Here is a 19,068-nt window from a genome sequence, read left to right on the forward strand (position 1 = left end):
TAGATTCAGTGAAGTTGCAGTCGTGATTCCCGTTGGATGTACATCTTTTTCGGGTTATTGCCGCAGTGACGGGAAAATCGTCAGACCGCGGTTTTCTTCATACTCCCGAACGAGAGGAACACCCATGGCGACCGGCAAGGTCAAGTGGTTCAACGGCGAAAAGGGCTTCGGCTTCATCGAGCAGGACGGCGGCGGCCCCGACGTCTTCGCCCACTACTCCGCCATCCAGGCCAACGGCTACCGTGAGCTCGCGGAGGGCCAGAACGTCGAGTTCGACGTCACCCAGGGTGCCAAGGGCCTCCAGGCCGACAACATCACCCTGATCTGACTGAGCTGAGACTCCTTCCGGGGCAGGGGCCCGCCCTCGCGGCGGCGGCCCCTCCCCGGTTTTGTTTTTCCCGGACCGCTCATCTGGCCGTCGTTCTCCGACAGGCGCTGGTCCGGTCCTGTGCCACGACCCCGGGTTCTCCGTGCGGGCCGTGGATCCCAAGACTCTTTCCGGCGCACACCCGGTGTCACACGCCGAAGCCCCCGAGGGCTTCCCGCCAGGCACGCGTCGGCGGCGAAAGGCCCCATATGAACCAACCCCGCACCAACACGCGTCGTGGCCGTCCCTCCGGTGGCTACGGCCGTCAGCGCCCCCACCAGTCCGGCGGCCGCCCCCAGCGCGGCGGCTTCGGCGGACGTTCGGCAGGACGCTCCTCCGGGGAGTTCGCGCTCCCCGTCTCCACCACCCCCGCGCTCGACCCGGTCCACGCCTTCGAGGACCTGGAGATGCCCGCGCAGCTGAAGTCGACGCTGGCCCGCCAGGGCCTGACCACCCCGTCGGCCATCCAGGCGGCGACGCTGCCCAACTCGCTGGCCGGACGCGACGTCCTGGGCCGCAGCCAGACCGGTTCGGGCAAGACCCTGGCCTTCGGGCTGGCGCTGCTGGCCCGCCTGGAGGGCCGCGTGGCCGAGCCCCGCCGCCCCCTGGCAGTGGTGCTCGCGCCGACCCGTGAACTCGCCCAGCAGGTGAACGACTCGCTCGCCCCCTACGCCCGTTCGCTGCGCGTGCGCACGACGACCGTGGTGGGCGGCATGCCCATCAGCCGCCAGTCCCGCGCCCTGCGTCAGGGCGTGGAGCTGGTCGTGGCCACCCCGGGCCGCCTGCGCGACCTGATGGAGCGCGACGACTGCGTCCTGGACCAGGTGGACGTCACCGTCCTGGACGAGGCCGACCAGATGACCGACATGGGCTTCATGCCGCAGGTCACCGCGATCCTGACGGAGGTGCCGACCGGGGGCCAGCGCATGCTGTTCTCGGCCACCCTGGACCGCAACGTCGACACCCTGGTCCGCCGGTTCCTGAACGACCCGGTGGTCCACTCGGTGGACCCGTCCGAGGGCGCCGTCTCCACCATGGAGCACCACGTCCTGCACGTGTCGCACATGGACAAGCAGGAGGCCGCCACCCGCATCGCGGCCCGCGACGGGCAGGTCATCCTGTTCCTGGACACCAAGCACGCCGTGGACCGGATGGCCAAGCACCTGCTCAACAGCGGCGTCCGGGCGGCACCGCTGCACGGCGGCCGGTCCCAGCCCCAGCGCACCCGCACCCTCAAGCAGTTCAAGGAGGGCACGGTGACCGCGCTGGTCGCCACCAACGTCGCCGCGCGCGGCATCCACGTGGACGGCCTGGACCTGGTGGTCAACATCGACCCGCCCACGGACCACAAGGACTACCTGCACCGGGGCGGGCGCACCGCGCGCGCGGGCCAGACGGGCAGCGTGGTCACGCTCGTGCTGCCCAGCGAGCGGCGGGACATGGACAGGCTGATGCGCATGGCCCGGATCGACGCGCGCGTCGCACAGGTGAGCGCCGGCGACCCCGAGCTGGCCCGGGTGACCGGGGCCCGTGAGCCCTCCGGCGTTCCGGTGACCCTGCCCAGCGCTCCCCGGGAGGAGCAGCGCCGCCAGGGCGGTCGCGGTCCGGGCTCGCGCGGCGGGTCGCGCGGGTCGGCCCCGCGGGGCGGATCGTCCGCGCGTGGGGCGGCCTCGGGCGGCGGGTCGGCCTCGCGCCGCCGCGGCCCCCGCCGTCCGGCCTAGGAGTACTCCGTGCACCGGTCGCCGGTGCGCGGGCGCCGTGTGCCCGGCCGTGCAACTCCCGGGCGGGCACGCGGTCCTCGTCCCACGACGACCGCACACGCGGTACGGGTCGTGGAGCGCGGGGTCTGCACTAGCGTTCCCGGTGGAGCGAAGACCGCCGGACCGTGAGCGCGGAGGGGACCGTCATGGCGTGGAGCACCCGTCAACTGGCCGAACTGGCCGGAACGACCTTACGGACGGTGCGGCACTACCACGAGGTCGGTCTGCTGGACGAGCCCGAGCGCGGCGCCAACGGCTACAAGCGCTACAAGGTCGAGCACCTGGTGCGGGTCCTGCGCGTCAAACGCCTGTCGGACCTGGGGTTCTCCCTGGTGCAGATCGCGGAGATGGGGGAGGCCGACGCCTACCCCGAGCAGGAGCTGCGGGCCCTGGACGACGAACTCGCCCAGGCCATCGAACGCCTGCGGCGGATGCGCGAGGAGCTGGCCCTGGCGCTGCGCGGGTCCGGGCCGACCGAACTACCACCCGACATGGCCCTGGCCACCGCCGGGATCGCCATGACCGAGGCCGACCGTTCGCTGGCCGCGGTCATAGCGCGCCTGTTCACGCCGCAGACGCAGCGGGCCCTCACGGAGTTGGCGCGGGCCTACGGCTCCGGTGCCTCCGACGAGGAGTTCAACAACCTGCCCACCGACGCCGACGAGCGGACCCGGCACGAGCTCGCCGAACGGCTGTGGCGCGCCTCCCGCGACGTCCTGTCCGACCGTCCGGAGCTGCGCATCTCCCAGGCCACGACGGCCATCGACCGGCACAAGGCCGCGCAGGCGTTCACCACGGCGCTGAACGACCTGTACAACCCCGCCCAGCTCGACGTCCTCGACCGTCTCTCCCGCGCGGCGACGGCGGAGCTTGAGGCCGAACAGCAGGCCGACCGGCAGACCGGCCAGCGGTCCTGACCGGTCGGGCGGCCCGCGGTGCCCGCGGGCCGCCGGTCCTGCCCGGCCGGGGGCGCGGTGGAGGGGGTGGGCCCCGGCCGCCCCCGTGCGGCCAGGGCCCGGCCGGGCTCAGTTCCGGCGTCCGCCGAGATGGCGGGCGAGGAAGCGCTCGGCCGCGCGGTGGAGGTCGAGCTGGTTCTCCGGGTTGACGAACCCGTGTCCCTCGTCCTCCTTGAGCAGGTACTCCACGTCCACGCCGCGCTCGCGCAGCGCGGCGACGATGTTGTCGGACTCGGCCTTGACCACGCGGGCGTCGTTGGCCCCCTGCGCCACCAGCAGCGGCGCGGTGATCCGGTCCACCCTGGTGATCGGTGAGCGGGCCAGCATGTCGGCCTCCTGCTCGGGGACGGCCGGGTCGCCCACGTAGCGGTACCAGTTGTTGGCCAGCGCGGGCCGCACGAACGCCGGCTGGTTGCGCATGAAGTTGGCCAGGTCGGAGATGCCGACGTAGTCGATGGCGGCGGCGAAGCGGTCGGGGGTGAAGGTGACCCCGACCAGGGCGGCGTAGCCGCCGTAGGAGCCGCCGAAGATCGCGACCCGGTCCGGGTCGGCGTAACCCCGCGCGACGGCCCAGTCCACGGCGTCGATGAGGTCGTCGTGCATCTTCCCGGCGAACTCGCCGATCGCGGCCTTCATGTGGGCCTTGCCGAACCCGACGGAGCCGCGGAAGTTGACCTGGAGCACCGCGTAGCCCCGGTTGGCCAACAGCTGCACGGTCGGGTCGAAACCCCAGGCGTCCCGCGCCCACGGGCCTCCGTGCACCATCAGCACCATCGGCAGGTTCTCGGGTTCCACGCCCACCGGCAGGGTCAGGTACGAGGGCAGTTCCAGCCCGTCCCGGGCGGGGATCGTGACGGCCGTCATCGGCGCCAACGCGTCGGGGTCCAGGTGCGGGTGGGGGCGGAACAGCAGACGGGACTCGCCCGTGGAGTGGTCGTAGAACCAGGTCGCGCCCGGGTCGCGGTCGTGGGTGAAGCTCACGACCCACCTCCGCCCGCCGGTGTCGGACGACAGGCCCGCGACATCCCCCTCGGACAGCTTCTCCAGGTTGGCCAGCACCTCGGCGAAGTGCGGGTCCAGGGCGTGGACGACCTGGCGCTCGCCCAGGTAGCGCACGCCCAGCAGCTCCCCCCGGTGGTCGAGGATCAGCGGCGGGGGAAGGGTGGAGACCTGTGCGCGCGTGTCGATGTCGAAGTCCGGGTGGCTGTCCACCTCGATCTCCTCACCCGTGGACAGGTCGGCCCGTACCAGGCGGGTGCGGTCGGTGCCCCGGCTGGAGCCGATCCACATGCCGGTCCCGTCCGGTGTGACCTGAGCGGGGAAGACCCCCAGCGGGTAGTCGGCGCCCTCGTACACCAGGACGCCGCTCGTGGTGCCCGTCGCGGAGTCGTGACGGGAGACCTCGAAGTCGCTGTTCTCGTTGAGAGTGGTGGAGAGCAGTTCGCCCTCCCGCCCCCGCGTCCAGATCCTCGCGGCGCCGGGGCTCTGGGCGAGCATGGTGAGCTCGCCGGTGGACACGTCCAACTCGTGCAGGTCGAACTCGGCGGCGTCGCGGGCGTTGAGCGACACGGTCATCCTTCCGGGCCGTCCCCGGGAGGGCTCGAAGCTCACCACGCGGGCGCCGGGGAAGGGGGTCAGGTCCACCGCCGCCGAACCCGGCGCGTCCAGATCGACCCGGAACAGGTGCCAGTTCTCGTCGCCTCCGCTGTCCTGGAGGTAGAGCAGCCAGCGGGGGTCGTCGGTCCACTGGTAGCTCTGCACGCTGCGGGTCTCGTCGGCGGTCACGCAGCGCGGTTCGCCGTCCAAGCCCCCGGACGGGTCCAGGTCCTGGACCCAGACGTTGAGCCGGTCCTTCCACGGCGCCAGGTAGGCGATCCGCGCGCCGTCCGGCGAGATGGTCGCGTCAGCGCGCTCCGGCGGGCTGAAGAAGTCCTCGACCGGGATCAGGTCGGGCAGTGCCATGTCGTTCCTCTCGTTCGTGCTCGGTGAGGCAGGGGAGCCGAAGATCAGGAGAAACCATGCCGACGCGGCACACTCAACAACCCGCGCGTGTGACGGGAGACACCTTTCCGGATCGGGGGAGGACGTCCGGCGTTCACCGGAGGGCGCGCGGCTCCGGGAGAGGCGGCCGTCACGGGCGGCCGTCCGCGCCCAGCCGACGGGAGTAGTCGGGAAACGCGATCGGCGCCCCGATCTGTTCGAACGGCAGGTCGAGTACGTCCACGAGCGCCTCCGCGTCGACCTCGCCGAGCAGGGACCGGCGCAGGTCGAGCATGACCAGGTACTCCTCGCGGGTGAGGCTGCCGTGGGCCAGGTGCTCAGCCGCCCGGTCGCCGATGGCGTCGAGCGACCACAGCCCGAACAGGGGCGAGAGGAGTTCCCCGGCGGGTGACCCGGCGAGCGGGGCCGCGGCCTCCTCGAAGGACTCGAAGGCCACCCGCCGCGAGTGCGCGGAGGCGAGCGCGAGCAGCAGCCACAGGTGCCTGTCCCACTCTCGCGGGGGCGCGACCGCCCCGGCGGAGCCGCCGAGGACGGAGCGGGCGTGCGCGAGCAGGCGCCGCTCGTCCTCGGCGAACAGGTACGACCACATCCGCGGGTCCCCCGGAGAGCGGCCCGGGGGAGGCTCCGGGCGGGGCCGCTCCCCGTCCTCCTCCAGCACCAGTGCGCGCCCCACGTCCAGGAGGATGAGCCGGTTCTCCCCGCCCGCGCTGTTGTAGACGTGGGTGAGGGCCTCGTAGGAGGAGATCCTGTTGGCGTCCAGGGCGCCTTGGGCGCCGCAGCGCCGCCGGGACTCGGCGCAGGCCCTCTCCGCCGCCTCGGTGGCCGCGGTCTTGGCCAGGGACAGCTCCCGGCTCACCGAGGCCCAGGGGGTCCAGGCCGCCGCGCCGCCGTCTCGTCCGCCGCCCTCCGGTCCGACCCGGGGCGGACCGCCGCGGGCGCGTGCGCCGCGGACCAGGAAGGTGGTGGCGTAGGCGGCGGCGAGCGCCCCGTACACGGACTCCTGCTGGATCCCGTAGCCGATGACGGGCACCTCCCCGGCGTGCGCGCTCACCGTGACCCGGTGCCGCGAGTACCGGTAGGAGATGCCGGCGGTCGCCCGGGTCACGGCCGCCAGGGCCGTGGCGCCGGCCGCCGAGGCCGCGGAGGAGACCGCCAGCGAACGCGTGAGCCGTCCGCCCCGGTGGGAGGGCGGTTCCTCGAAGAGCCCCCGCGGGGAGATCCCGGCGCTGTCCCGCAGCCAGCGGCCGAACGGTACCGGCGCGTCCCGGAAGGAGACCAGGCAGTGGTCCAGCGGGGAGACACCGCTGTGGGGCAGGCGCGTCACCCGTACGCCGGGGCGGGGTCCGTGCTCGTCGCTGATGTCGACCAGGAAGGGGAAGACCCCGTGCTGGCCGCCGCCGGTGCACAGCTGTGCGTACACCAGGCCCGTCTGCGCGATCCCGGGGGTCCCGACCGTGCCCATGAACTTGGCGTCCTCCGGTTCGGGGGTCGTGATCCTGAAGCCGGGCAGGCTCGGGTCGTACTCGGCCCGGGTGCGCACGGAGACGTGGCTGCCGCCGCGCCCTACCTCGGTGATCAGGACGCTGCCGACCGAGGAGAGGTCGTCGAGCCGGTCCACGGCCTCGCGCAGACCGGGGTTGTCGTCGCCGAGGGTGAGGGCGGCGTTGAGGCACACCTCGTAGTGCACCATCGCGCGGAGGAAGAGGGAGGGGTCGACCACCGCGGCGTGCCCGAGCACGTCGAGGAGTCGTTCGGGCGAGCGCAGGGCCTGCCTGCCCCCTCCGACGCGCCCGTTGAGGACGCGCAGGCGTTCGTAGGTGAGGTGGTGGAACTCCTCGGCGGAGGAGAAGTCGGTCGGCGCGAAGACCGGGTGGTCGAACAGGGCGGCGATCTCCGCCCCACCGCGGGGCGCGCCGTGCAGGAGCGCGCGGAGCCGGTCGCGCTCCCCGGTGGTCGTCGGTGGCATCTGTCCTCCTCAGCCGGACGCGGTCCGGCTCTCGTCGCGGGCGCTTTCGATCACCCTCCGTGACTGACTCTGTTCTATGCGGTGGATGTCGGGAGGGTCGAAGGCGTGGAAGGAGAAACGTCCCGTGGCGGCGACACGCCCCTGTTGCAGGTAGGAGACCTCCGCGCGCAGCGGCCGTCTGTCGCCGGAGGCCGGCCCCTGGGGAACGAGGGTGACGCGGACCTCGACCGGCAGCCAGAACAGGAACCGCTCGAACTCGAACGCGCACTCGTGCATGACCGGGTACGGGGGGAGCCGCCCCTCCCCGGACGGGTACAGTGCCCGGGTGGCCCAGGTCGTGGCCTGGATACCCGCCTCGATGAGCAGCATGCCCGGCAGGTGCTGCCGCTCGGCGGTGTGGTCGTGCATGATCTCGTTGCCGTCGGCGACCACCAGGTCGCACCCGACCGTGTGGCCGCTCACCCGCGGCCGTGCGATGACCACGTTCTCCTGGATGGTCTTGAGCACCTCGGCGCGCGGGAGCGGCGCGGGAGGAGGGGCGTCGAGGAACACGGTCCGCGACCGCCCCGCCTCCGCGACGGCCTGGTCCAGGTACTCCCAGTCCCGGGGGCCGACGCCGAGGGCGGGCAGCAGGTACCCCTCGCGCAGCTCGCCGGTGCGGAGCGCGTGGAGGACCTCCCGGTAGGTTCTGATCTCGGGGTGGAGCCGGGGCGTGGGGAACCCGTCGCCGACGACCCAGAACCGTTCATCCATGCGGGGCCTCCTGAGGGGGCGCGGGCTGGGGCATGGCGGGGAAGGCCGACAGGCCCCCGTCCACCGCCAGGTACTGGCCGGTGACGAAGGCCGCGGCCGGGGAGCAGAGGAACACGGCGGGGCCGGTGACGTCCTCGACCCCTCCCCACCGGCGCATCGGCACGTTGGCGAGGGCGGCCCCGGCCATGGCCTCGGTCCCGTGGACGGGCCTGGTGAGCTGGGTGCGCACCCAGCCGGGGCACAGCGCGTTGACGCGTACCCCGTCCCCGGACCACGCCACGGCCAGGGAACGCGTGTAGGAGAGCAGGGCGCTCTTGACCGCCCCGTAGGACTCCATGCCCGGAACGGCGACGAGCGCCGCCGCGGAGGACATGAGCAGGACGCAGGCGCGTTCGGAGCGCCGCAGGTGGGGGTGGGCCGCGCGGCACAGCCGCACCGCGGCCAGCAGGTTGAGGTCCACGACCCCCCGCCACTCCTCGTCCGAGGTCTCGGTGACGGGGCGCAGGACCATGCTCCCGTCGGCGTCGGTGTGGGGGCCGCCCGCGTTGTGCACGAGCAGGTCCAGCCCGCCCAGGGCCGCGGCGGTCGCCTCCACGGCGTCGGCGGCCGTCGACGGCTCCCTCAGGTCCCCGGGCACGACCACGGCCTCGCGCCCGAGGCCGGAGATCTCCCGCGCCACCTCCTCCAGGGCCGGTCCGTTGCGCGCGCACAGCCCTACGTGCGCCCCCGCCTCGGCCAGCGCGAGGGCGGTGGCCCGGCCGATGCCCTGGGAGGCACCGGTGACCAGTGCCCTGGCACCGTCGAGGCGGAACTCCTGCGTGACGCTCATGTGAGATCTCCTCCGTCTTCGCCGCGGGTGCGGCCGCGTTCGGTCCCGGTCCAGGTCAGCAGGCCGCAGCCCCAGGTCATGCCGGCGCCGAAGGCCATGAGCAGGACGCGGTCCCCCTCGCGCAGGCGTCCGGTGGCCTCGGCCCGGGCAAGGCCGAACGGCACCGATCCGGCGCCGATGTTGCCCACGAGGTCACCGGTGATGAGGACCCGTTCGGGGGGCACTCCCGCCTGCGCGCAGGCCCTGGCCAGCAGCAGCGGGTTCGGCTGGTGCGATACCACCAGGTCGATGTCATCCAGAGCGAGGGCGTGCTCCTCCAGGCACTCCTGGACCATGCGCGGCAGCACACGGAGGGTGAAGTCGCTGATGGCCCTGCCGTTCATGCGGATGGTGTGGCCGCCGGAGGCGACGGTTTCCGGGGAGGCCGGGCGCCGGGTGCCCCCGGAGAAGACCCCGACCAGGTCGGCCCCCCACCCGTCCGCTCCCAGCCGGAGGGGGAACAGCCCCTCCCCGCCGTCCCCCGAGGTCAGCACCACGGCTCCGGCCCCGTCCGCGAAGAGGGAGGCCGTGGCCCGGTCGGCGGGGTCGACGAAACGCGAGTACACCTCGGCTCCGACCACCAGGGCGGGCGGGGAGCCCGGCCTGGCGTGCAGCCAGCACCGCGCGACCTCGAGCGCGTACAGGAATCCGCTGCACGCGGCTCCCACGTCCATGGCGGCCGCGTCGCGGGCGCCGATGCGGCTCTGGATCCGACAGGCCACCGAGGGGCCGAGCTCGTCGGGCAGGGACGTGGCGCTGACGATCAGCCCGACCTGGTCCGGCCGCAGTCCGGCGGAGGCCAGCGCACGCTCGCAGGCCCGCGCGGCCAGGTCCGAGGTCGCCTCGTCCGGGGCCGCGCGCCTGCGCGCCAGCACCCCCGTGCGCTGGCTTATCCATTCCGCGGAGACTCCCGCGTGCTCTGATATCCGCTCGTTGGAAACCTCTTCTGCGGGCAGGTATTCGCCTACTCCTGATATTCGAACGGGCAAGGGGGCTCCAGGGCGCTGGGCGGGGAAAAGGGGAGAGCAAAAAGGATCATTCCCGTCGGATGCCGCGGAAAAACTCCTTTACTCCTGGTAGGCGAAGAGGGAGGGCGTTTCCTCCGGGGGTGCTGTGGATCCAGGAGTCGGGAGGTCAGGTGGGCTGTGGTGACCATGCGGATTCCGGGCGTGCGGAAGGGTTTTCGAGGGTGGTTCTCCGTTGTTTCGGTGGGCGCGGGCGGGTTCGGGGGCCCGGTTCGTTCTGGGAATTCGGGGGGTTCGGGCCCCGGCCTGTTCCTGTACGGGAAAGGGCTGTATCCGGTTCCGGGCCGCGGGGAGAACATTTTCTCCGGGGGAGTTCCGTCCTAGGACGAAACGCCCGGACACGGCGGGTGCCTAGCTGGTGGATATGTGGGCGAGATGACATGGGAACGGTCTGCCGCCGGCGCTTCGCGGGTGCCGGGCGCACCTGGACAGGACTCCGCCGCCCGGCTCCCGCTCACGTGCCGGGCCCCATGGCGGAGGAGCACGTCGCGACTGGACGGGGAACCTGCGCCGCAGGGGAGGAGGACCGGCGCGGCGGCCGCCTGCGGCGGCGCGGGGAACGGACCGGGAGGAGGAGTCACCGCTGAACGGCTCTGGGCCCGCGGCCCCGGGCCCAGCTCCAACCCGGGGCCCGCACCCCTACGCCGCCACCGGGCGCGGGCTCCACCGCGGCGCGAGGTCGAACTCGGCCCAGATCACGCGGCCCCCGTCCTCTCCCGGCGCACCGGCCCGACGGGTTCCCCAGCGGGCGGAGAAGTGGCCGATGAGCAGCAGCCCCTGCCCCAGCGCGAGCTCCCGCCAGTCCTGGTCCGCCTCCGGACCCGGCACGCTCGCCAGGGCGCCCGGAATCCACCGGTCCGCCACCGACAGCCGCAGGACGCGGCGACCACCGGGGTCATGGCGCAGCACGAGCGTGCGCACCACCTCCGCCCCGCTTCCGCCGGGCAGGACCCGCCCCATGGCGCTGGTCAGCATCTCGCTGGCGCACAGCACCACGGCCGCGACCAGTTCCCCGTCGGCGCCCGAGATCCGCGACAGGTCGGCGCGCAGGTCGGCCCGGGCTCTGCGGATGGCCGCCAGGTTGGCGGAGTAGCTGCGGCGCTTCCAGCGTCTGTCCAGGTCGAGCGGTCGTCGTGGGCGTGGCAGGACGGTCATCTGTCTTCTCCTCGGTTCGTGCGACGGCCGCACGGGCGGTTCCCACGGGAACGGCCTCCACGGTCCGTCGGGTCCTGGTGTTCTCTCGTGTCCGTGTGCCTTCGTGCCGTGGCGTCCCCGGAAGGCCCCGGGAGCACGCGGTCCCGGTTCCGGCGCTCCACCCGCCCCGTCACCTCATGGCGGCGAAGATCGTGGCCTCGTCGTCCAGCCACACCAGCTGGTGTTCGGCCGACACCGTCAGCCCGAACCGGGTGTGGGCGGGACGCCCCGCCTCCACCCACAGCAGGTGGGCCGCCTCCAACTCGTCGAACAGCCTGCGGGGGCCGTGCTGGCGCACCTCGTAGCCCCGGTCCCGGTGCCCGGGGTCGATGTGCCAGGAGGCCCACGACCAGGTCGAGGAGTCCAGCAGGTACACCGTGAACCGCGGGTCCTCGGGGCCGCCCCCGAGCCGGACGATCCGGTGCACGTCCGGCATCTGCAACCCCACCGCGAAGGCCCCGTCGGAGTCGCCGACCACCTCTCCCGGATGCAGCCGGGAACACGTCGTGGTGTACTCGTCGTCCTCCGGCCGGACGTAGGTCTCCAGCAGGTGGCGCGGGGTGCGGTCCGCGCGCGCCCACATGCGGTCGGTGTGCCCGGTGAACCTGCCGTGCGCCGTCCCGTGCGAGCCGACCACGAGATCGGCCGTCACCCCGTGGTGGAAGGCGGTGCCCCACGGCGTCAGGACGCGTCCGCCGGGCTGGCACTGCGCCACCCAGGCGTAGGGGACGCGCTGCACGGTCACCGCGCTGACCACCCGGTCGTAGGGCGCGCGCCCGGCCCAGCCGCGCATGCCGTCCCCGCTGACCACCAAAGGTGTGAGGCCCGCGCTCATCAGCCGCACCCGCGCCTGTTCGGCCAGTTCGAAGTCGATCTCCACCGAGGTGACGGCGTCGTCGCCCAGGAACCGCGCGAGCAGGGCGGCGGTGTACCCGCTGCCGGTGCCCACCTCCAGCACCCGCATCCCCGGCGCCAGACGCAGCCGCTGCACCGTCTCGGCCACCGAGGACGGCGCCGGGCACGAGGACGTGGGCTCTCCGGGGCCGTAACGGGCGCCGTCGTCGACCTGGGTGACGACGGGAACGTCGGCGTAGGCCGCCTCCAGCCACCGCAGTTCGCCGCGGTAGCGGTCGACGGGCACGCCCGTGTCGGGGTCGGCGATCTCGTCGGGCAGGAACAGGTGCCGCGGCACCGCCGCGAAGGCCCCGCGCCACTCCGCGGCCAGAGCGCCCTCCTCGACGAGGCGTTCGACCATCCTCTCGTGCGGGGGGATCATCTGCCGCACCTCCCGCACCGTCTGACGCACTGTGCGCTGACGCCCCGGGCACGCCGGGCGTGCCCGGCGTGCCCGACGCGTCCGCCGTACCTGGTGCGCTCGCCGTATCCGACAGGTCCGGAGTGTCCGGCGGACGGAGCGCGCTCGGCGTGCCCGGGGCGCTCGACGCTTCCATCGCGTCCGGGGAGTCCGGCGGACGGAGCGTGTCCGGCGTATCCGGGGTGTCCGCAGCGCCCGCTCCGGTCGTGCCTTCCGCGCCGCCGGAAGCGCGCGTCACTCGTGTGAACAGCACCGACACCGGCTCCGGACCCGTGGCCCGTGCCGCCGCCGTGCCCTGCCTGTGGGGTGGAGGTCACGCTCTTCTCCTCGGGGGGTGCCCCCGGCATGGACGAACCAGGGTCTTGCGTCCATTACGGGGACGGGAGTTTCCGGGTAAGGATTACTACGGAAGATGTAACGCCGTTCGTCCACGAGGACGGAATTCCGTGCCGATATACACCGGCGGTATGCATGACGAAATCCCAGGTCGGTCCACGTCTTTCCCCGTCACGGGCTTTCTGGGCCCGTGCCGACGTGCTGCGTTCGCTGGCCGAGCACGACGCCGGGGCCCTGTTCGGGCTCGTCCGACAGCACACCGGTGCCAGCCAGCAGACGATCGGCTCCGCCGTCGACATGGCCCAGCCACACGTGAGTGCGATCATGGCGGGAAGGCGCCTGGTCACCGCGCTCAGCACGTGGCAGCGCATCGCCGACGGCCTGGCCATGCCGTCCGAGGCCCGCCGGGCCCTGGGCCTCGCTGATTCGGGTGACGAGTATTCGAAGGGCGTTTCCTGGACAGAATCCTCTCTGCAAGAAGGCGATTTATGGTCCGCGTCCAGAACGGCGCAGGACATCGTCGACATCACGCTGAAGGACCTGATGAAACGCAGAGACGCATTCGCGGTCGGCGGCGCGCTCCTGATGGGCGCCGCGCTGACGGAGACGCTGGAACACTGGCTGCTGCCCGGCCCGGCCGCCCCCGGCCTGGTCCGCGGCACCATCGGAGAGGCCGAACTGGGGCGCATCGAGGCCGCCACCGTGGCGCTGCGGCACTGGAACGACAGGTGGCGCCTGGGCGTGCGCCGCAAGGCCGTCGTCGGACAGCTCTCGGAGGTGTCCGAACTCGTGGAGACCCCCCAGCCCGCCTCCGTGCAGAGCCGCCTGTTCGCGGTGATGGCCGAGCTGTCCAAGACCGTCGCCTCGATGTCCTTCGACGCCGGAGACCACCCCACCGCGCAGCGGTACTACACCCTCTCCCTGCGCGCGCTCCACCAGGCCGGGCCCGAACACCGCCCCTACGGCGTCGGGGTCCTGGCCGACATGGCCCGGCAGATGCTCGACCTGCACCGGCCCGAGGACGCCCTGGACATCTCCCGCCTCGCGCTCGACAGCGCGGACTCCACCGGCGCCCCCGCGCTCGTCCGGGCGATGCTGCGCACGCGCGAGGGCTGGTCCTACGCGCGGATGGGCAGGTCGGAGGCCTACCGCCGCACCGTCATCCAGGCCGAGGACCTCCTGGCGGGCGCCAACGGCGAGGAGGTGCCCGACTGGGTGGGCGGCTTCGACCACGCCGAACTGGCCGGGGTGGTCGGCGCCCGCTACCGCGACCTCGCCGTGCTCCAGGAGGACCCGGGCGCCCGGCGCAGGCACGCCGAGTCCTCCGCCGCCTACATCACCAAGGCGCTCCAGCTGCGCGCCCCCTCCGGCAAGCGCGGCCGCGCCTTCGACCTCATCGGGCTGGGCCGCACCTACCTGCTGCTCGACGAGCCCGCCGAGGCCGCCCGGGTGGTGCGCCAGGCCGCGGCCCTCGAACCCTCCCTGGGCTCGGGCAGGGTCCGCAGGCGCCTGCGCGACTGGTACACCGAGTCCGCCACGCACCACCGCGACCCGCACGTGGCCGCGGTCCGGGACGAGTTATCACATACGCTGCTGCACCATCAGCGAAATGTGAAAGGGATGACGTGACTCGTATCGGAATCACCGGTCATTCGAATCTTTCCGGCGACAGCGTCACTCTGGTGCGCAAAGCGCTGGTGGCGGCACTCGACCCCTACGCCGACGACAGGCTCGTCGGCGTCTCCTGCCTGGCGCGCGGCGCGGACCAGCTCTTCGCCGAGGCTGTGCTGGAGGTCGGGGGCAGACTGGAGGTGGTGCTGCCCTCGGCCGACTACCGCGAGGCCAAGGTCAAGCCCGCCAACCTCGACCGCTTCGACGACCTGCTCGTGCGCTCCTCCCTGGTGCGCTACATGCCGCACCGGCGGGCGGACCGCGCCGCCTACGAGGACGCCAACGAGGCCGTCCTGGACTGGGTGGAGCTGATGTTCGCGGTCTGGGACGGCCAGCCCGGCGACGGCAGAGGCGGGACCGCCGACGCGGTCGAGGCGGCGCGGGTGAGGGGCGTGCCGGTGGAGGTCATCTGGCCGGAGGGGGTCCGGCGGGACTGAACCGGACACCCGGCGCCCCACCCCGTCCCGCGCGGCGCGTGACGGGGCGGGGCGGTATGGGCCGGTTCCGGGGCGCGTGCCGGAGCGGACAGGCCGGACTGCCCGGTCGTGTGCGTCCGAAACCCCGGCCGGTGCCGGGAGAGGGCGTGGTCGTGACCGGGCGGTCCTGACCACATCCGGCCAACACCGCTCCGGCCGGTCGGGGCTACCGGTCGGTGCTTCCGGTCGGTCAGCGCCGCTCCGGTGCGCCGTCCAGCGCGCCGTGCAGGGCTTCGGCGAAGGCGCGGGGGTGGGTTCCGAAGCCCGTGTGGTCACCCGGGAAGGCGACCGGCTCCGTGCCCAGGAGCCGCACCAGCGCGAGCCCGATGTCGTGGATGGGCTTCCCGGCGGAGGCGTCGCCCAGACCCACCGTCACCGGGACCCCGCCCTCCCGCAACGCCTCCACGTCGGGCCGGTACAGCGACAGCGGCATCAGCCCGTGGGCCAGGAAGTACCCGAAGTTGCCGCTGACCCGCTCGAAGGTCTCGGGGTCCTCGTGCATCGGCCCCTCCGTCGCGGCGCCCTCCGGCTCCGGCCCGTCCTCCTCCTGCGCCTCCCCGTCCTCCTCGTCCAGGCCGTTGAGCGCCATGAACTTGCCGATCGCCGCCTCCACGCCCTCGCGCCGGTAGGTGTCGTAGACCTCCCGGTCGCGGGCGAGCACCTCGGAGGGGTCGTCGAGCAGCATGACGCAGGGCGGCTCGTGCGCGAGCAGCGCGCGCACCGACCCGGGGTGGCGCACGGCCATGTCGAGCCCGATCTGGGCGCCCGCGCTGTTGCCGAACACGTAGGCCGGGCCCCCGCCCACCTCAGCGACCAGCCGGGCGGCGTCGTCGCTGTGCACCTCCACCCGCTGGTCCTCGGGTTCACCGTCCAGCGTGCTGCGTGAATTCCCGCGGGGGTCGTAGGCCACGGTCGTGTAGCGGTCGGCCAGGTGCTCGGCCAGGGCGGTGTAGACGCCCGCGTCCTGCGGGCCGCCGGGGATCATCAGCAGCACGGGGCCCGAACCGCGGACCTCGTAGTGGATGCTGGCGCCCGGCACCTTCAGCGTGTGCGCTCCCGGTGAGCGGTGCGAGTGGTGCGACATGTCTGCGTCTCCCTGCCCTTTCCGTGCCCGGCGGTCAGCTGTCGCTGAGCACCATGCGGTTGCCCTCGCTGTCGCGGAACTCGGCGGCCGTGACCCCCGGCTGCCACATCGCCTCCCCCGGTTCGGTGACGATCTCCACGCCCCGGGCGCGCAGGGCCTCGACCGTGCCCTCGACGTCCTCCGTCACCAGGACCATGACCGGCTCGGCTGACGGGTTCTCGTCCGCGCGGCGCTGGAAGTGCAGGCGGGTCCGCGATCCGGGGAAACCGAGTTCGATCCACCGCCACCCGTCGTCGGACATGGGCGCGTCGGTCTCCACGGTGCAGCCGAGGCGGTCGGTGTAGAAGGCCTTGGCCCGCTCCTGGTCGAAGACGGGGAGTTCGGCGAACTTGACGTACATGTGGTTTTTCCGTTCCCTCTGACACGCTACCGCGTTCGGTCCGCCTTCAAACTGGACCGTCCAGTACCGCGTGCGATGTGAAACTAGACCGTACAGTACCCATAGGACAAAAGGGTCGAAACGAAACCTGGAACGACGAAGACGAGGTGTTGAACAGCGTGAACCCGCCAGCGGAGGAGGAGTTGAGCCGCTCGGCCCGCAAGCGCCGGGCCATCCTGGGCGCCGCGGAGGAGGTCTTCCTCCGGGGTGGTTACCTCGGGACCAACATGGACGAGATCGCCGCGCTGTCGGGGGTGTCGAAGCAGACGGTCTACAAGCACTTCGGCAGCAAGGAGGGGCTGTTCGTCGAGATCGTCACCAGCATGACCTCGGGCGCGGGGGACGTCGTGCGCGACGAGACGCCCGAGCCCGACCGGGTCGAGGACGTGGAGGCCTACCTGCGGGACTATGCCTGCCGCCAGCTTGCCGTGGTGCTCACGCCACGGCTGATGCGGTTGAGGCGGATGGTGATCGGTGAGGTCGCGCGGTTCCCGGAGCTGGCGCGGGTGCTGTACGAGTGCGGGCCGCAGCGGGCGATCGAGGGGCTCGCGGAGAGCTTCGCCCGGCTGGGGGAGAGGGGGCTGTTGGCGGTGGAGGAGCCGTCGCGGGCGGCGTCCCACTTCAACTGGCTGGTGATGTCGGAGCCGGTGAACCGGGCGATGCTGTTGGGGGACGAGGCCATTCCGACGGAGGCGGAACTGTGCCAGCATGCGGAGGAGGGTGTGCGGGTGTTCCTCGCGGCGTACGGGGTTGATGGTCGTTAGGGGAGTTGTGGGTCTTCTGGGATCTGTGTCTTCGGTGTCTGTTTTTCGAGAAGTTGGAGAAACAGGCGCTTGCCGCTGGTAAGTTCGCAGGTCGTTGACTGTGCTCCCCGCGCACGCGGGGATGGTCCCTGGTGGCCGAGATCAGCCGCCTGTACGCGCGCGTGCTCCCCGCGCACGCGGGGATGGTCCCGCCACCCGCATGGACGTCGCCGCCGCCCGACAGTGCTCCCCGCGCACGCGGGGATGGTCCCCGGCCGACCCCCTCCTCGACCGGTCGACCGTGGTGCTCCCCGCGCACGCGGGGATGGTCCCACGAACAGGCGGTCGCGGTCGGTGGCGTGGCCGTGCTCCCCGCGCACGCGGGGATGGTCCCGCGTCCCGCAAGTCGGTGAAGTTGTCCATCAGGTGCTCCCCGCGCACGCGGGGATGGTCCCCGACCAGGCCCAGCTCGCGGGAGAGCCCCGCTGTGCTCCCCGCGCACGCGGGGATGGTCCCCGCAGGCGTGGTCGACCCCGAACCGCCCAGCAGGTGCTCCCCGCGCACGCGGGGATGGTCCCCGTCAGGTCATCGACATCGTTCCCGACCTCGAGTGCTCCCCGCGCACGCGGGGATGGTCCCCCGGCCGCGCGCAACGCCATGATCGTGGGCCCGTGCTCCCCGCGCACGCGGGGATGGTTCTGGGGCGCAAGCTTTTATCGTGCGCTACCAGGAAGGCAAAGAACCACGCCAACCACGTCAGGTCGGCGTCTGTTCAGGGCATGGTGGAGAACATGAACGCTGACACCGGCCATACGTACGGACTGTCTGTGACCGAGGCTCGCGATCACTTCTCCGAACGCGTCAACCGCGCCGTCTACGGCGGCGAGGTCACCTTCGTTACTCGCGGACGTCGTCACCAGCGGGCTGCCGCGATCGTTCCGGCCGACATGGTCGATCACTACGAGGAGCTGTTGGACGAGCGTGACGCCCGTATCGCCGCCGAGCGCTTGGCCGACATCGAAGCGGGACGATCGACGGTCGTTCCCTTCGATGAAGCGATGCGCCAGCTCGGGCTGACCGAAGACGAGCTGGGCCGGTGAACGAGCCCTACGCTGTTTCCTTTGCTGACCCAGCGCTTAAGCAGCTCGGCAAGCTCGACGAACCGACCCGACTTCGAATCGCGTGCAAGGTCCGATAACTGGCAGTGGCCCCGCACCCGGCCAGGGATAATCCGCTCAAGAGAGAAACTGGTTCCTGGCGCATCCGGGTAGGCGACTACCGGATCGTGTACACGATTCACGACGGTCGGTTGGTGGTCCTTGTGCTGAGTGTTGCTCACCGCCGTGAGGCCTACCGGGACCTGTGACGTCTCTCCCCGTGCACGCGGGGATGGTCGCAGTGCACCCCGCCTTATGGGAGCGAAGCCCTCTCAGCCGCACCGCGGTTCGCCTTCTCCAGGGCCGCGTCGATCAGTACCTCGGCAGCCTCGCGCGCCCGGTCGGCCGCCTCCGCCTGGCCGGTGATCGCTGCGGTGGTCTGCGCGCCCTCCGCCAGCAGAGCGAGCTGCGCGGCCAGGGAGGAGTCCACGCCGATCCGTTCCACCATTTCGCCCAGGTAGCGCTGGAAGGACAGCTTGTGCTCGCGGGCGATATCGGCGACGTCGGAGTTGACCGCCCCCAGTTCGGCGAAGGCGTTGATGAACCCGCACCCCCGGAAGTCCTCCTCGCAGAACCAGTCGGACAGGAACGCGTAGACCGCCAGCAGCTTCTCCCGGGGTGTTCCGGCCGCGTTCACGTGCTCGTCCAACCCCTCGGCCCATATGCGCCTGCGCCTGCGCAGTACCGCCATGACGATGTCGTCCTTGGAGGGGAAGAGCTGGTAGAGGCGGCGCAGCGAGACCCCGGCGGCGTCCCGCAGCTGGTCCATGCCCACGGACGAGAAGCCCCGCGTGTAGTAGAGCCGGTCGGCCGCCGCGACGATCTGCTGTCGGTACTCCTCGTTGTCCATGCCGCCAGTGTACTTGCGCCGAGAACGATCGTTCTCTAAGGTGTGGAGCAAGTGAGAACGATAGTTCTCGCGCACGGCTTCGGGTGAGAACGGTCGTTCTCATCGAA

At 72.1% G+C, this 19,068-nt stretch carries 18 protein-coding genes and 1 CRISPR repeat array; of the genes, 8 read left to right on the forward strand and 10 right to left on the reverse strand.

Annotation, left to right across the window (positions count from 1 at the left end; translation table 11 throughout):
- Nucleotides 1–124 precede the first annotated feature (124 nt).
- From EV372_RS20590 to EV372_RS20600, 3 genes are all read left to right on the forward strand, one after another.
- Nucleotides 125–328, forward strand: a complete 204-nt coding sequence (locus tag EV372_RS20590; RefSeq protein ID WP_013152309.1) for a cold-shock protein — start codon at nt 125–127, stop codon at nt 326–328.
- Between the two features lie 248 nt (nt 329–576).
- Entirely contained in the window at nt 577–2,088 is a 1,512-nt protein-coding gene (locus tag EV372_RS20595; protein ID WP_130397332.1) for a DEAD/DEAH box helicase, read from the forward strand.
- Nucleotides 2,089–2,273: 185 nt separating this feature from the next.
- Entirely contained in the window at nt 2,274–3,044 is a 771-nt protein-coding gene (locus tag EV372_RS20600) for a MerR family transcriptional regulator (protein ID WP_130397333.1), read from the forward strand.
- 108 nt (nt 3,045–3,152) lie between these two features.
- Here EV372_RS20600 and EV372_RS20605 read toward each other — a convergent pair whose 3' ends face one another.
- From EV372_RS20605 to EV372_RS20635, 7 genes are all read right to left on the reverse strand, one after another.
- On the reverse strand, nt 3,153–5,045 hold the full coding sequence (locus EV372_RS20605) for an alpha/beta hydrolase family protein (RefSeq protein ID WP_130397334.1): 1,893 nt from the start codon (nt 5,043–5,045) through the stop codon (nt 3,153–3,155).
- 169 nt (nt 5,046–5,214) lie between these two features.
- On the reverse strand, nt 5,215–7,050 hold the full coding sequence (locus EV372_RS20610; RefSeq protein ID WP_130397335.1) for an acyl-CoA dehydrogenase family protein: 1,836 nt from the start codon (nt 7,048–7,050) through the stop codon (nt 5,215–5,217).
- Between the two features lie 9 nt (nt 7,051–7,059).
- Entirely contained in the window at nt 7,060–7,803 is a 744-nt protein-coding gene (locus EV372_RS20615) for an AfsA-related hotdog domain-containing protein (RefSeq protein ID WP_130397336.1), read from the reverse strand.
- Nucleotides 7,796–8,632, reverse strand: coding sequence for an SDR family oxidoreductase (locus tag EV372_RS20620; RefSeq protein ID WP_130397337.1), 837 nt, complete (start codon nt 8,630–8,632; stop codon nt 7,796–7,798). Before EV372_RS20620 ends, EV372_RS20615 begins: the two co-directional genes overlap by 8 nt.
- On the reverse strand, nt 8,629–9,660 hold the full coding sequence (locus EV372_RS20625; protein ID WP_130397338.1) for a ketoacyl-ACP synthase III: 1,032 nt from the start codon (nt 9,658–9,660) through the stop codon (nt 8,629–8,631). The genes EV372_RS20620 and EV372_RS20625 overlap by 4 nt, the downstream gene beginning before the upstream one ends.
- Before the next feature lie 675 nt (nt 9,661–10,335).
- A complete protein-coding gene (locus tag EV372_RS20630) occupies nt 10,336–10,851 on the reverse strand; it encodes an ATP-binding protein (RefSeq protein ID WP_130397339.1) in 516 nt (171 codons plus the stop codon).
- Between the two features lie 169 nt (nt 10,852–11,020).
- Nucleotides 11,021–12,166, reverse strand: coding sequence for a methyltransferase domain-containing protein (locus EV372_RS20635; protein WP_130397340.1), 1,146 nt, complete (start codon nt 12,164–12,166; stop codon nt 11,021–11,023).
- 573 nt (nt 12,167–12,739) lie between these two features.
- Here EV372_RS20635 and EV372_RS20640 point away from each other — a divergent pair.
- Together EV372_RS20640 and EV372_RS20645 are read left to right on the forward strand one after the other, a co-directional pair.
- Nucleotides 12,740–14,170 carry a helix-turn-helix domain-containing protein gene (locus tag EV372_RS20640; protein WP_253797352.1) on the forward strand — a complete coding sequence of 477 codons (1,431 nt, stop codon included), beginning with the start codon at nt 12,740–12,742 and terminating at the stop codon, nt 14,168–14,170.
- Entirely contained in the window at nt 14,167–14,649 is a 483-nt protein-coding gene (locus EV372_RS20645) for a hypothetical protein (RefSeq protein ID WP_130397342.1), read from the forward strand. Before EV372_RS20640 ends, EV372_RS20645 begins: the two co-directional genes overlap by 4 nt.
- Before the next feature lie 229 nt (nt 14,650–14,878).
- Here the strand turns inward: EV372_RS20645 and EV372_RS20650 are convergent, their stop codons facing one another.
- Both EV372_RS20650 and EV372_RS20655 read right to left on the reverse strand, forming a co-directional pair.
- Nucleotides 14,879–15,772, reverse strand: a complete 894-nt coding sequence (locus EV372_RS20650) for an alpha/beta fold hydrolase (protein WP_130397343.1) — start codon at nt 15,770–15,772, stop codon at nt 14,879–14,881.
- A gap of 34 nt (nt 15,773–15,806) precedes the next feature.
- On the reverse strand, nt 15,807–16,172 hold the full coding sequence (locus EV372_RS20655; protein WP_130397344.1) for a VOC family protein: 366 nt from the start codon (nt 16,170–16,172) through the stop codon (nt 15,807–15,809).
- A gap of 158 nt (nt 16,173–16,330) precedes the next feature.
- Between EV372_RS20655 and EV372_RS20660 the strand changes: the two genes are divergently transcribed.
- The 3 genes from EV372_RS20660 (at nt 16,331) to EV372_RS20670 (ending at nt 18,320) form a co-directional block, all read left to right on the forward strand.
- Complete coding sequence (locus EV372_RS20660; protein WP_486484009.1) at nt 16,331–16,975, forward strand: TetR/AcrR family transcriptional regulator; 645 nt, start codon at nt 16,331–16,333, stop codon at nt 16,973–16,975.
- Nucleotides 16,976–17,075: 100 nt separating this feature from the next.
- A CRISPR array of direct repeats spans nt 17,076–17,654; the repeat unit is 29 nt; unit sequence GTGCTCCCCGCGCACGCGGGGATGGTCCC.
- Nucleotides 17,655–17,745: 91 nt separating this feature from the next.
- Nucleotides 17,746–18,054 (forward strand): type II toxin-antitoxin system prevent-host-death family antitoxin, encoded by a 309-nt coding sequence (locus tag EV372_RS20665; protein WP_486484010.1) that lies wholly within the window; start codon nt 17,746–17,748, stop codon nt 18,052–18,054.
- 104 nt (nt 18,055–18,158) lie between these two features.
- Nucleotides 18,159–18,320, forward strand: coding sequence for a type II toxin-antitoxin system RelE family toxin (locus tag EV372_RS20670; RefSeq protein WP_486484011.1), 162 nt, complete (start codon nt 18,159–18,161; stop codon nt 18,318–18,320).
- 44 nt (nt 18,321–18,364) lie between these two features.
- On the opposite strand, the gene EV372_RS20675 is transcribed toward EV372_RS20670, so the two are convergent.
- Nucleotides 18,365–18,961 (reverse strand): TetR/AcrR family transcriptional regulator, encoded by a 597-nt coding sequence (locus tag EV372_RS20675; RefSeq protein WP_130397347.1) that lies wholly within the window; start codon nt 18,959–18,961, stop codon nt 18,365–18,367.
- Nucleotides 18,962–19,068 lie beyond the last annotated feature (107 nt).

It is taken from the genome of Nocardiopsis sp. CNZ308, from assembly GCF_004217075.1.